This is a genomic window from Streptomyces sp. AJS327 (assembly GCF_013450295.1).
In the GTDB taxonomy this organism is placed as follows: Bacteria; Actinomycetota; Actinomycetes; order Streptomycetales; family Streptomycetaceae; genus Streptomyces.
The window spans coordinates 965,061-977,794 of sequence record NZ_SKBR01000003.1; the positions used below are offsets into that span (position 1 = coordinate 965,061).

General features: G+C 73.1%; 10 protein-coding genes. 6 read left to right on the forward strand and 4 right to left on the reverse strand.

What is annotated here, in order from left to right:
• Window positions 1-126: 126 nt before the first annotated feature.
• Both E0L36_RS21240 and E0L36_RS21245 read right to left on the reverse strand, forming a co-directional pair.
• Window positions 127-798, reverse strand: coding sequence for an SRPBCC family protein (locus E0L36_RS21240; protein WP_180930697.1), 672 nt, complete (start codon window positions 796-798; stop codon window positions 127-129).
• A 56-nt stretch (window positions 799-854) separates the two neighbouring features.
• Window positions 855-2,630 carry a thiamine pyrophosphate-binding protein gene (locus E0L36_RS21245; RefSeq protein WP_180930698.1) on the reverse strand — a complete coding sequence of 592 codons (1,776 nt, stop codon included), beginning with the start codon at window positions 2,628-2,630 and terminating at the stop codon, window positions 855-857.
• Window positions 2,631-2,863: 233 nt separating this feature from the next.
• Between E0L36_RS21245 and E0L36_RS21250 the strand changes: the two genes are divergently transcribed.
• The 6 genes from E0L36_RS21250 (at window position 2,864) to E0L36_RS28325 (ending at window position 10,620) form a co-directional block, all read left to right on the forward strand.
• Entirely contained in the window at window positions 2,864-3,148 is a 285-nt protein-coding gene (locus E0L36_RS21250; RefSeq protein ID WP_180930699.1) for an acyl carrier protein, read from the forward strand.
• A gap of 11 nt (window positions 3,149-3,159) precedes the next feature.
• Window positions 3,160-3,744, forward strand: a complete 585-nt coding sequence (locus E0L36_RS21255; protein WP_180930700.1) for a hypothetical protein — start codon at window positions 3,160-3,162, stop codon at window positions 3,742-3,744.
• Window positions 3,745-3,763: 19 nt separating this feature from the next.
• The gene (locus tag E0L36_RS21260; protein WP_180930701.1) at window positions 3,764-5,530 is read left to right on the forward strand and encodes a histidinol-phosphate transaminase; all 1,767 of its coding nucleotides are present in this window, start codon (window positions 3,764-3,766) and stop codon (window positions 5,528-5,530) included.
• A gap of 88 nt (window positions 5,531-5,618) precedes the next feature.
• A complete protein-coding gene (locus E0L36_RS21265) occupies window positions 5,619-6,257 on the forward strand; it encodes a hemerythrin domain-containing protein (protein ID WP_308416859.1) in 639 nt (212 codons plus the stop codon).
• A 1,178-nt stretch (window positions 6,258-7,435) separates the two neighbouring features.
• The gene (locus E0L36_RS27920) at window positions 7,436-9,754 is read left to right on the forward strand and encodes a LuxR C-terminal-related transcriptional regulator (RefSeq protein WP_258016368.1); all 2,319 of its coding nucleotides are present in this window, start codon (window positions 7,436-7,438) and stop codon (window positions 9,752-9,754) included.
• 74 nt (window positions 9,755-9,828) lie between these two features.
• Window positions 9,829-10,620 carry a 4'-phosphopantetheinyl transferase superfamily protein gene (locus E0L36_RS28325; RefSeq protein ID WP_180930702.1) on the forward strand — a complete coding sequence of 264 codons (792 nt, stop codon included), beginning with the start codon at window positions 9,829-9,831 and terminating at the stop codon, window positions 10,618-10,620.
• A gap of 237 nt (window positions 10,621-10,857) precedes the next feature.
• On the opposite strand, the gene E0L36_RS21280 is transcribed toward E0L36_RS28325, so the two are convergent.
• Window positions 10,858-11,892, reverse strand: a complete 1,035-nt coding sequence (locus E0L36_RS21280; RefSeq protein WP_180930703.1) for a 3-oxoacyl-ACP synthase III family protein — start codon at window positions 11,890-11,892, stop codon at window positions 10,858-10,860.
• Window positions 11,889-12,542 carry an SRPBCC family protein gene (locus E0L36_RS21285; protein WP_180930704.1) on the reverse strand — a complete coding sequence of 218 codons (654 nt, stop codon included), beginning with the start codon at window positions 12,540-12,542 and terminating at the stop codon, window positions 11,889-11,891. The genes E0L36_RS21280 and E0L36_RS21285 overlap by 4 nt, the downstream gene beginning before the upstream one ends.
• Window positions 12,543-12,734 lie beyond the last annotated feature (192 nt).

Here is a 12,734-nt window from a genome sequence, read left to right on the forward strand (position 1 = left end):
CCCGGTCGGTGCCCGAGCGCGGCGTCGGCGCCGGTGGTTGGGCTCGGCGCCGACGCCGGTGAACGGCGGGACGTGGCTCGGGACGAGGCCGATGCCGCGCGTCGCGTCAGAACGTGGTGACCGTCCTCACGCGCCGGTCTTCCCGGCGGCCCACTCGCCGTACCCGTGGCGGTGCTCCAGGATCTTCTTGAGGTTGATCATCTCCAGCGCGTGCCCCGCGTAGAAGAGGTCCCAGAAGTCGCCCACCCACGGACGCTCCGGGTTGGGGACGGTCTCCGGGAAGGGGTTGTTGGCGTAGAACGGGTGCCGGCAGTTGCTCCACAGCACGACCGAGCCGGGCTTGTTGAGCACGACCTGCGCGTCGACGATCCGGTAGAGGTAGATCATCCACAGGTGGTCGCCCTGGTCCCAGGCGCAGTGCATGTCGACGGTGAGCGCGGAGCGGTTGGTCTCCATGCGCAGGTAGATCTTGGTGTTGTCGTCCGGCAGGGTGTCGCGTCCGACGAACAGGCCCGGCTTGTCGGGGACGGGCGCGAAGTCGCGGGTGCTGTAGGTGTACTCGTTTAGGTTGCGCTCGTCGCGGAGGTAGTCGAAGACGGCCTCGGGCGGCGCGTCGATGTACTCCTCGATGGTGCAGAAGCGGCCGTAGACCTCGTCGTAGGTGAACGAGTCCTTGGTGAACTCGCCGGCCTGGGCGACGGCTTCCTCCCGCGAGGTGGTCTCCCAGCGGAGGAGGCCCGGGACGTCGGCGATGGCCGGCGGGATGGCGGGCGGCGGGGTGTACGGCAGGGTGGTCATATCGGTGTGGTCCTTTCGGTGGTACTCGTGGTGGTGCTCGTGGTGGGACTCAGGTGTCACGCGGGGCCGCGCGGTGGCCGCTGGAACGGGGTGAACGGCGGGACCTCGTGTGGGTCCACCTCCACCTCGACCAGGGCTGGGCCCCTCGGGTCCGCGGCTCGCTCGGCGAGGGCGCGGCGCAGCTCCCCGGCGTCCCGCGCGTGCCGCGCCGCGACGCTCGGGAACAGGGCGTCGACGCCAGCGGCGATGTGCGAGGGGGAGAAGAGGTTGTACGTGTAGTCCGCGGCGAAGAAGACCTGCTCGCGGGTGTGGCACATGGCGTGCGCGTTGTTGTTGAGGATCAGGTAGGTGATCGGCAGGTCGAACTGGGCCGCCGTGTGGATCTCCATGCCGTGCATGAGGAACGAGCCGTCCCCGGCGATCACGTAGGTGGGGGCGCCGGTGGCCATGCAGGCGCCGATTCCGGCACCGAAGCTGTGCCCCATGCCGCCCATGCCCTGCGCGACGATGAAGCGGCCGCCGCGCGGTGTGGGCAGGTGGTGGATGACGGTGGCGCCGGTGTTGCCCGCGTCCACGACCACGACGGCGCCGTCCGGCATCTGCCCGGCGAGGACCTCGACGGCCTGGCGCATGCTGAGCCCCGCGTCGGCTGGTCCGTCGGCTGGTCCGTCGATCGGCTCCCCGGCCGAGGAGCGGGTGGGCGTCGCGGAGGCGGTGGGTTCGGCGGGCGGGCCCGGCGCGGGACGCCCGTCGGTGTGGCCGCCGGTGCGGGTCTCCGGGCGGGTCTCCGCGCGGGTCTCCGTCAACAGCGCGGTGAGGGCGTCGAGTTCCGCGCTCAGCGGGCCGTCGAGCTGGATCAGGTCGGGGTGCTCGGCGCCGAGCAGCGGCGGGCGGCTGTCCACGCTGATCAGCGGGACGCCCTTGAGGTGTTCGCGGATCGGCCCGGCGGAGAGCTGGGGCAGCCGGGTGCCGGCCAGCAGCACGGCGGAGGCGCTCTCGATCCGCTCGCGCGCGGCGGCGTGGCCGATGGCGCCGGTGACGCCGAGGAAGCGGGGGTGGTGGTTGTCGAACGCGTCCTTGGCGTCGGGCGCGACGGCCACGTTGGCGTCGAGCGCGTCGCTGAGCCGTTCCAGCGCGGCGCGCGCCTCGCCGCGCACCACACCGGTGCCGGACATGATGGCGATGCCCTGGGCCTCCCGGGCCGCCGTGAGCAGGCGGACGGCTTCCCTCCGGGTGGCGTCCGGCGCGAGGGGACGCGGTCGCGCGGTCACCCTCGGCGGCTGTTCCCAGGGGGGAACGACCGACTGCTGGACGTCCTTGGGGAGCAGCAGGATCGCGGGGCCCGGGACCTCGCTGAGCGCGGCTTCGAGCGCGGCCGGCAGGACCTCGGTGATCGCGGCGGGGTCGTTGACGCGGGCGCAGTACACGCCGATCTCGCCGAACAGCCGCAGCGCGTCCATCGAGTCGGCCTTGCCGGAGGTCTCCTGGAACGAGCCGAGACCGTCCAGTTCGACGGGCGGCTGGCCGACGAGCGCGAGCGCCGGGATGCCGGAGGCGCGCAGTTCGGCGAGGCCGGGCACGGCGTTCATCGCGCCCGCCCCGGAGGTGACGGCGACGACCGCCGGACGACCGGTGGCGCGGTGGTGGCCGTCGGCCATGGACACGGCGGCGTACTCGTGCTTGGCCACCAGGCCGCGTACCGGACCCGCGGCGTGGTCGATGGCGTCGTAAAGGTCTTCGATATTGGCTCCGCCCACGCCGAAGACATGGGTGAGCTGCTGCTCCCTGAGGAATTCCACGACGTGGTCGACCACGCGCAGTGAGTGCCCCATGCGGCCTCAATTCTGAATTCGGAATAGGCGACGGGCCCCGTCACTCTTCGGGACCGGGAGCCGGGCGAGCCAGACGCAGTTTCCTGCTAAGGGGGGCAGGTCAACCCATGGCAATATCCTGCCAGTCGATTGCTATGCCGCCGTGTGATCACCCTCCATATACTGGCTGTTCCCCGGTGAACCCGTGGACAACCCCATGGCCCACTCGCCGCTCCGCAGGAAAGGGAACTTCGGTGGTCAGTGTTTCCATGGTCGGTGAACTCAATGCCGCGAAACTGGGCGGTGAAGTCTCTCGGTTCACATTGAATGCGGAGGCGGAATTCGAGTCCGCCGGGCTCTCCGGCCTGCGGGTCGCCGATATCATCCACGCCGTCGAGGACGCGACGGGAATCGAGTCCGACCCGTCGGGGGCGACCGGCACCAGGATCATGTGCGGCCCTGTTGACCGCGTTGACCTTGTCGGCCGCGTTGATCCCGTCGGCCCCGTCGAGCTGGTCGACGCGACCAGGGTGGCCTAGGAGCATGCCGGGTGCCGGAGCCACCGCGGCGGCGATCCGCCACCGCCGCGACGTCCCGTTCGTCGTCGCGTACGTCCGCGCCGTCCCGGACGACTTCTCCGCGCTCCGGCTGGACGAGCCGTCCACCCGCGCACACCGTCGGCTCACCCGCGCACACCGTCGGCCGCCGTCGCCGCGCCACCTCCGGCGCCTCGCGCGAGGTCCGCTCGTTCGCCGTGCCGTCGTTCGGCGGGGCCCGGCACCACGGTCACCCCGGCCACCACGCCTCTTCGCGCCCGGCCCGGCGGGGCGTGACGCGGTGCGGGGCGGGCCTCAGCGCCGTCCTCGTCCGGACGCCGGAGAGGGCCCTGCTCGTCTGGAAGGTCCTCCGCGCCGACACCGAGCGCCTCCCCCCGCTGGCCCTGCGCGACGCCGAGGCAGCGCCCTCCCCGCCGCCGCCCGCGCGCGCTGTCCGCGCGACGTGCGTCGCCCTGACCGAGTGCCGGTTCCCGGAGGCCGACGCGGTGCCCCGGCCGTCGAGCGGCACGGTGCGGCGCCGCCGGGAGCCGCTGAGCGAGGACCGGACCACGACCACTGCCCGAGCGCGCCTCGGCTGACCGGCGGAAAGGCAACACGATGACGACCGACACCACCGCAACGACCGCGACGACCGACGCGGCGGCGACGCCGGGTTCCTTCTTCCGTTCCGCCGACCCGGGGGAGGGCCCCGGCTGGCTGCGGCTGCACCTGAACGAGAGCCCGTACGGACCTCCGGCGGGCACGGCCGAAGCGGTCTCCGAGGAAGCGGACTCCCATCTGCCGCACTACCCGGACAGCGAGTACACCGCCGTCCGTGAGGCCCTGGCCGCCCACTTCGGCGTCACCCCCGACATGGTGCTGCCCGGCAACGGGGTGGACGAGCTGGTTCTGCTGACCTCCCTCACCTTCCTCCGCGAACCGGGCGCGCGGGTGGCCCTGACGGAGTCGACGTTCCCGGGCTACGCGGCCTCGGCGGCGGCCGTGGGGGCCACGGTCAGCACCCTCCCCCTGCGGGACCGGGCGGTACCCGTGGCGGACCTGGCCGACGCGCTGCGGGACGGCGCCGACCTGGCGTTCGTCTGCAACCCGCTCAACCCCACGGGCAGCGTCCTGGGGGCGGAGGACGTGCGCCAACTGCTCGCGGCGCGCGAGGAGTCGCCGGGCGTCCTGGTCCTGGACGAGGCGTACCTGGACTTCGCGGGCCCGGAACACGAGCACGGCCTGGCGGCCGTCCGTGCGGGCGCCGACGCGCTCGTCCTCCGCACCTTCTCCAAGGCGTGGGGTCTGGCCTCGGTCCGCATCGGCTGCCTGATCGGCCCGCCGGAGCTGGTCGCCCGGTGCGCGCGCACGGCCGGCGCGCTCCCGTTCCGCGTCAGCCGTCCGGCGCAACGGGCCGTGCTGCGGGCCGTCGCGGAACCGGGCCACCTGGAGCGCGTGCGGGACCAGACCGCCCGGGCCCGGGAGCACCTGGTCAAGAACCTGGAGGCGATAGGGGTCCCCGCCTCTCCCTCACACGCGAACTTCGTCATGGCGGACGTCCCCGGCGACAGCGCACGCGTCGCCGCGCGTCTGGCGTCCGAACACCAGGTTCTGGTACGGGATCTGAGCCCGCTGGGCCTCCCGGGCAGCCTCCGGATCACGGTCGGCACCCCGCACCAGGTGGAGCGCTGCGTGGCCGCGCTCGCCGCGGTGCTGGGCGTCGAGCCGCGGGCGGGAGCTGAGGTGACGCTCCCGCAGCCGCCCTTCCAGCTCCTCACGGAGGCACAGGAGGCGGTCCTCTCCGCCTGGCTGGACGACTACATCAGCGCGCCCCACCCCGAGTTGGGCCGCGAGGACGCCGTGTGCCCCTTCGTGCGCCCCGCGATCCGGGCTGGCGCGCTCCGCAAGGTGCGCTGCCACGTGGGTCCGGACGATGGCCTGTCCCGGATGGAGACCCTGGTCCACCGCGCGATGGACGTCTTCGAGACGACCCCGCCGACGACCCGGAACGCCTCCCTGGACAGCCTCATCGTGGTCTTCGACGGCCTGACCCGGGAAACCTGGCCGCTGGTCGACGAGGTCCACGGCGTCATGAAGGACATATCGGTGGAGCGTGGCCTGATGCTCGGCCAGATGCACCCGGAGTGCGAGGCGCCCGCCAGCCGCAACCCGCTGTTCCCGGTCAACCGCTCACCGCTGCCGCTGATCGCGGTACGCCGCATGGCGTTCCACGACATCCTCTTCCTCTACCACCGGCCGGACTGGTTCGCGCAGTACCGGAAGAGGTTCGGCCACCACTACACGGCGCCCTCGAAGGTGGACCCGGTCTTTCTCCAGCTCTTCGATCTGGGTGCGCTCCTGGCGGCCGGAGGTAGCCTCGTCTGACCCCGGTTCCCCCGCCGCTTCTCCGCGTTCTCCCCGTTCTCCCGCTTCCGGCGACCGCACTCCGACCCCGACGACGAAGGAGCCCTCCGTGACTCCCGCGACAGCTCAACTGCCCAAGGCCCACCAGACGATGATCCTCGCCCACCGCGCCATGCTCTGCGATCTGAGCCGGATCGCGGACACGGCGGGGTCCCTGACCCAGCGCCCGGTTCCCGGCCGCCCGTCCGGTCTCCAGGCCTACGGCCTGCGCATCACCGAGATCATCGAGCACCACCACCAGGGCGAGGACGACATCATCTGGCCCGAGCTGAGTCGCAGGGGCGCGGACGCGGAGGCGCTGGCCCTGTTGCAGAAGGAACACGACGACCTGCAACGGCACCAGACGGACCTCCACGACGCCCTCAAGGCCCTGACCGAGGACGGCGGCGGCGCCGAGGCGGTCGAGAAGGCGGCCCGCGCCACCCATGACGCCCTCGGCACCCACACGCGGGACGAGGAACGTGAACTGACCGGCCGTCTCGCGCCCGCCCTGGACGCGGACCTCTGGAAGCGCTTCGAGGGCGGCATGGTGAAGTCCGCGGCCCGCTGGACCCTGTGGTTCATGCCCCCGTGGCTGTCCTCGGTGGCCGGACCCGGCGAGGAGGGCGGCATTCCGGCACGCCCGATGGCCGCTCTGATGGCCGGGCGGCTGCGCCGTCACCGGGAGGCGGCCTTCGGCTCCGCCTGATCCGCTTCGCCTGACCCGTACGCCCGGCGGCGGAACCGAGGCGCCGCTGGGCGGCACGCGCCCCGGCGTCCTAGACCGGCGCCGGGCGCGCCGCGTCACCGCCCGCCAGCGGCGCGGCCCTTCCGACGCGGCCCTTTCGGCGGGGGCCGGGCCCCCGGCCCGCTGGACGGCCCCGCGGTCCCCGGCACGGGCGGGCCGACCGGGCTCCTCAGACACCGACGGGCGTCTCCCGTACCGACGGGCGTCGCGGAGACGCTCACCGCGAGACGGTCGGACGGCACCCCGACCGCGTGCCACCGGCGTCCCGTCGTAGGAGTGCGCGCGGTGTACGGGTACCGCCGCCCGTGGCCGTCGCCGGGGAACCGTGCCCTCCCCGAAGCGCGGGCTCGCATCCCCCCGCCACCGCCCGGGTCCCGCCGGGCGCGCCCCGCACGGCCCCGTACCCCGCCGCCGTCACCGGAGGTGGAGGGTGCGAACGGCCGCCGCTGTGACTGTCGTTCACGCCACGTGACGCCAACCCCCGAACACCGAGGGTGAGCTGGACGCTGCCGGGGAGCGCGGGGGCGCTGTGCCGGGCGTGGGTGGCCCCGACCGACGGCGGTGACCACCCGCGCGGGGCGCGGCTCTTCGCGCGCCGCCGCACCGGGAGTCCGTGGTGTGGGCCCGTAGTTACCGATCCGGTTGCGATTCGGACGCAGTACCCCACGCCCGGTTCGGGGCCGGAGGTGCCCGGACGTGTCCCCGTCCAACAGGACCATCGGCTGGTAAACGCCAGGCTACGACTGGGGATTGATGTGACGTCCCTGTCACCATTGCTCTTCCGGGGAGCGCGCTGTCGCCGGTATACCGGCAGTATGGGCAGGCCCAACCAACACACCTGACTCGCCCGCCCAACCCCTATCTCTCGCCCCTCCCGTTCCCGATACCCCACCGGCTCCGGCAGTATCCATCCACCGCCGGATTAGGCCGCGCGGAACCGCTTCCCAGGCCGCTCGGCACGCCGTCCGCCCGTTGTTGACCGGCTCCCCACGGTTCCGGTCCACGACGTGACCCCAGGAGGTTCCCATCACCATCACGCGCTAGGGGCTCTGCGAATCGTCCGGCGTCCGCGACACCCGAGCGGCGGCCGGCGGGAGCGAGCAGGTCACCAAGGACAGAAGCTCTTCATGGGGGCTCACATGACAAGACAGAACATTGCCGAGCGGGGAGAGGCCGAGAACCGTCCTCCCGGCGGAGCGGCACCCGCCGCCGCGTCGGTGTACGACTCCGGCCTCGGCAGGCTGCGCGGCAGGTCAGCGGAGACCACCCTGCTGACCTCCCTGCTGCTGGACCCGCACGAACGCCTGATCACGCTGACCGGGCCGGTGGGGGTCGGCAAGAGCCGCCTCGCCTACGCCGCCGTCACCGCCTTAACGCGAGACCAGGCCACCCCCCTGACCTTGGTTGACCTCGCCGACGAACCGGACGTGGGCGTGCTCTGGCACCGGCTGGGGGCCGAGACGGCGGAGGAGGTCGCGGACCATCTCGGCCACCGCGACATGCTGCTTGTCCTGGACAACTGCGATCCGCTGGTCAGCGTCATCGCGATGGACATCGCGTTCCTGCTCCGGGCCTGCCAGGGACTCAACGTCCTGGCCACCAGCAGGCGTTCGCTGGACATCCGGGCGGAACGCATAGTTCCGGTGCGGCCGCTCCCCACCGACGTGGGTTCCGCCTCCGTCGAGGTGTTCACCGACGCCCTGCGCCCCTACTACCACACGGCGCTCACCGGCTCCGAGGGTCAGCGGACGGTGGCCGCGATCTGCGCGGAGCTGGACGGGATCCCGCTCGCCATCGAGATGGCGGCGGAGGCCGTCGGCACGCACGACCCGTGGGCCGTGCTGGTCCGCCTGCGCGAGGGGAACTACGCCGACCGGCGGCGTCTGCGCGACGTGCCCGACCGGCACCGCAGCGTCGCCGACGCGCTGCGCTGGGCGGAGGGCGACCTGACGGCGGCCGACCGGCGACTGCTGCATTCGCTGGTGGTGTTCGAGGGGGCGGTCGACCTGCCTGCCGCGCGGGTGGTGGGCGAGCTGGACGTGGAGCGGGCCGCGCTGGGCGTGGAGTCCCTGGTGCACAAGAGCCTGCTGCTCAGCGTCGACGGGCGGGGCGGCGAACCGGAGTTCAGGCTGCCGCACATGGTGCGCATCCACTACCGCAAGGAGCTGCTGCGGGACGCGGAGCGGGCCCGGCACGTCTACGACCGGTTCCTCGCCTACTGTCTCGACTTCGCCCGCCGCACCCTGGACGGGCTGCGCGGCGGAGCCGACCGCGCCGAGCTGCTCACCGCCGTCCGCGACCGGATGCCCGACCTGCGGCAGGCGGTGCGGCTGCTGGGCGAACGCGGCGACAACGACCGCCTGCTGGGGCTGCTCACGGCTCTCGCCGAACCTCTCCTCTCGCACGGCCTCGGTGAGGAGGCCGCCGACGACATCGAACGCACCACGGCCGCCCCGGGAATGGGCGGTGTCCCGGCCGCCGAGGCGCTGATGTCCGTCGGCTGCTGGGCGCTGAACCGTGGCGAGACCGAGCGCGCCGAACGGGTCCTGGACCGGGCCACGGAACTGACCGTGGGCGAACCCGGCGCCGCCGCCCGGGTGTCCGGGCTGACGGGTGAACTGCTGCGCCGCCGGGGCGAGATGGACACCGCGGCGACGTGGCTGGAGAGCGCGATCAAGGAACTGGACACGCTGGACGACCCGTACGGAGCGGCGCTGGCGCGCAGGTCGCTGGCGCTGGTGCGGGTCGCCCGGGGCGACGCCACCGCCGAGGAGCCCTTGCAGCGGGCGCTGAACGAGTTGCCGGGCCGCCCCGCCGGCGCCCCCGGGCAGGCGGGACGCGCGGTTCCGCTGATCCGGGCCGATCTGCTGATCGCCCTGGGCCGCGTGCGCCGTGAACTGGGCCGCACGCGGGAGGCGTACGACACGGTGCGGGAGGCGATGCGGTTGCTGCTGACGGTGGGTGGCCCGGCCGACGTGGCCGAGGCACTGGAGACCGTCGCCACCGTCGCGGGGGCGGAGGCGGCGGACGAGCAACGCGCGGTGGCACGGTGCCTGGCCGCCGCGGAGGCGCTGCGGCGCCGCTACGGCCTGATCTCGGACGATCTGACGGCCGTCCGGACCCTGGACCAGCGGCTGCGGGAGGGGATGGACAGCGCTGCCCTGCGTCAGCTCCGGGCCGAGGCCCAGCAGTCCGGACTGCGGGACGCGCTGATCGTCGGGCTGTTCGCCAGACCGCCGGTCACCCGGGAGGTGGCGCCCCGGGCCGCCGAGTGGCTGACCCCACGCCAGCGGGAGATAGCGCTGCTGGTCGCCGACGGACTCACCAACCGGCAGATCGCCCGTCAGCTGAGCATCTCGGAGTGGACGGTGGTCAATCATCTGCGGGTGGTGATGCAGAAGTTGGAGTGCACATCGCGTGTCCATGTGGTGCGGGCCATGCAGGGGGCCGTGCCGTGAGCGGGGGTGCGGGCCATGCGGGGGGCCGTGCCGTGAGTGAGGGGGCGGGTCGGGTGGCTCCCGGGGGTGGGCCGGTGGTGGACGCGGTGTCCGGCACCGGGGTGTGGGTCTGGTCCGGGTGGGTGCCGGACGAACCGGCCGCCGCCGATACGCCGTTGCTCGGTGCCGCCGAACTCCGCCGTGCCGGGCGCTTCTCGGACGCGGCGGCGCGCGCCTGGTACGTCGGGGCGCACGCCGGGGTCCGCCGGGTGCTGGGTGCCTTCTTCGGCCTGCCGCCGGAACGACTGGAGTGGGGCCGGGCGCGCTGCCCGGGCTGCGGCTCCGACCGGCACGGACCGCCCCGGCTGCCGGACCGTCCCGGCTGGGAGGTGAGCCTCTCGCGGACCGCCGGGCACTGGATGCTCGCCCTGTCCCGGGGCGCGCCGGTCGGCGTCGATGTCGAACGGCCGCGTCCGGCGGGGTCGTTGGCGCTGTACCGGCGTGTGCTGACCGGCCCGGAGCGGGCGTGGGTCGAGAGCCGGCCGGTGGACGAGCGGCATACGGCGTTCCTCCGGTGCTGGGTGCGGAAGGAGGCGGTGGTGAAGGGCTGGGGTCTCGGTCTCGGAACGGATCTGTCCGCGGTGCCGGTCGACCCGGAGCGGGAGGTGGCCGCGCCGTGCCGTCCGTCCTCCGCGCCGGGGGAGCCCGAGGAGCGGTGGACGGTGCGGGAGGTGGCCGCGGCGCCCGGCCTGCTGGCCGCGCTGGCCCGTCCGGCCGGGGCCCCCGGAACGGTGCTGACGCACCCGCCGGGGGAGGGGCCGCTCCCGGCGCCGCTCCCACGCGATGCCGCCACTGACCCGAACGAGCGGGCCGGGCCCCCCGGTTGAGGCGCGCGACTCCGGCACCGCTGCTGGGGCGTGCCCGCGCGGTGACGCCGACCCCCGTGTGACGGCGTCACCGCGCGGCGGCCCGGGCCGTCCCGCCAGGGAAGGGGGAGTGCTCCCGGCGGGACGCGGCAGCCTGGGCCACCGGCCCGCCGTGGGCGTGTTCCCCCGCCGCCCGGCTGGCCGCCCTCCATGAACTCCCTTGCCGCGGATGATCGTTGGGTTCCGTTCCGGGGTGGCTCAGCCGTTGGTGGCGGCGCGCCAGCGGACGGCGGCGGCCCCGGCGAAGTCACCGGCGTGCGCGAACCCGGCGAGCATCAGCAGACTGTCGTCCTTGACCTGGCCCTCGCGCAGCGCGTGGTCCAGGGTGACGGGTACGGCCGCGCCGAAGAGGTTCCCGAACCGGTCGAAGGAGTCCAGGTGGCGGTCGCCGTCGATGCCGAGGCGCTCCTGCCACTGCTTCAGGAACATCCGGTTGGGCTGGTTGGTGATCATCAGGTCGAGGTCGTCGACGGTGATGCCCAGCCGGTCGCAGACCTTGCCCACGGCCTCCGGCACGAGGCGGTTGCCGCGCTCGACGATGTTGGCCACCTTGTTCGAGGTGAAGCCGACGTGCACCTGACTGCCGCCCGCCTCCCAGTACTTGCGGCCGTCGTCCAGGGTGAGTCCGCAGTCGCGGGTGTACTGGCCGTTGTCGAGCGTCTCGATCGCCAGCACGGGGGACTCGGCGGAGGCCGTCACGTAGGCGGCGCCGCAGCCGTCGCCGGGGATGACCGCCTCGGGGAGCTTGCGCACCTCGCTCTGGGTCATGACCGGGCCCGCGCAGTTCTGCACGTTCAGCAGCAGCGCGGAGGTGGCCTCCCCGGAACCGATCAGCACCCGGGCGAGCTTCAGCAGGTGGACGAAGGAGGCGCAGCCTCCGTTGTGCGCGTCGATCACCCAGTCCGTGCGGAGCCCCAGCCGGTGCGCGACCTCGGCGCCCGCGCCGGTGAAGAACACCTCGGGCAGCAGCGCGTTGGTGAGGACCACGTCGATGGTGCTGGCCTCGTCCGGGCCGATGCGGTCCAGCAGGGTGCGTCCGGCGCGTTCCATCATGTCGGCCGGGGTCTCGTCCCGGGACACGTGGTGGCGGTGGGCGGGGGCCCGGAACATCTGGTGTTCCTCGGACTCCTCGTCCAGGGTGCCGCTCTCGCGCTGGTACTGGAGGAAGTACTCGGTGGGAACCGGCTCGCCCGGCAGGTAGGAGGCGAGTTCCATCAGGCTGACGGTCTTCATGCGGCTTCGCCTCCGTGCCGGTGCTCCAGGATCTTCTTCAGGTTCTGCATCTCGACCGTGTGCCCGGCGTAGAAGAGGCTCCACATGTCGCCGACCCAGGGCCGGTCGGGGCTGGAGGCCAGCTCCGGGTAGGGGTTCTTGTCGTAGTACGGGTGGCGGCAGTTGGTCCAGATCACCACCGAGCCCGGCTTGCCCAGCACCGTCTGCGCCGGGACGATCCGGTGCAGGTAGATCATCCACAGCTCCTCGCCCTGGTCCCACGCGCAGTGCAGGTCGACGTTGAGGGCGCGGCGGTCGCTCTCGATCCGCAGGTAGATCTTGGTCTCGTCGTCCAGCAGCGGGTCGCGGCCGACGAACAGCCCGGGCCGGTCGGTCGGCCGGACGTCCCGGGTGCTGTAGGTGTACTCGTCCAGGTGCCGCTCGTCGGTGAGGTACTCGAAGACGGCCTCGGGCGGGGCGTCGATGTACTGGTGCACGGTGACGTACTCGCCGTACACCTCCTCGTAGCTGAACGACTCCTTCGACATCCGGCCCGCCAGCGAGAGCGCCTCCGCACGCGGCATGGTCTCGAAGCGGAGCAGCCCGGGAACGTCCGCGACCGCGTCGGGCACGGCGGACGGTGGAGAGGATGAGTCGGTTCTGGTCACCATGGTGACTCCTTCGCTCAGATTCGCTCAGGTTCTCTCAGCTGGGGCGGGGGGCGGCGTGCTCCGTCAGGGGGCGCCGTACGCGGGCGGGCGCGGTGCCTCCGCGGCGTGTCCGGTCGCCGTGGGAAAGCCCGGAACGGCGGCGTCTCGGTGCGGTCCCCCTCGGCCGGGACCAGCGCGGGCGGACCGCCGGCA

What these genes read in the sequence shown, in the direction of transcription:
- E0L36_RS21240 (WP_180930697.1), bottom strand. Translation starts at nt 798, where the DNA reads ATGACCACCCTGCCGTACACCCCGCCGCCCGCCATCCCGCCGGCCATC.
- E0L36_RS27920 (WP_258016368.1), top strand. Translation starts at nt 7,436, where the DNA reads ATGACAAGACAGAACATTGCCGAGCGGGGAGAGGCCGAGAACCGTCCT.
- E0L36_RS21245 (WP_180930698.1), bottom strand. Translation starts at nt 2,630, where the DNA reads ATGGGGCACTCACTGCGCGTGGTCGACCACGTCGTGGAATTCCTCAGG.
- E0L36_RS21280 (WP_180930703.1), bottom strand. Translation starts at nt 11,892, where the DNA reads ATGAAGACCGTCAGCCTGATGGAACTCGCCTCCTACCTGCCGGGCGAG.
- E0L36_RS21260 (WP_180930701.1), top strand. Translation starts at nt 3,764, where the DNA reads ATGACGACCGACACCACCGCAACGACCGCGACGACCGACGCGGCGGCG.
- E0L36_RS21285 (WP_180930704.1), bottom strand. Translation starts at nt 12,542, where the DNA reads ATGGTGACCAGAACCGACTCATCCTCTCCACCGTCCGCCGTGCCCGAC.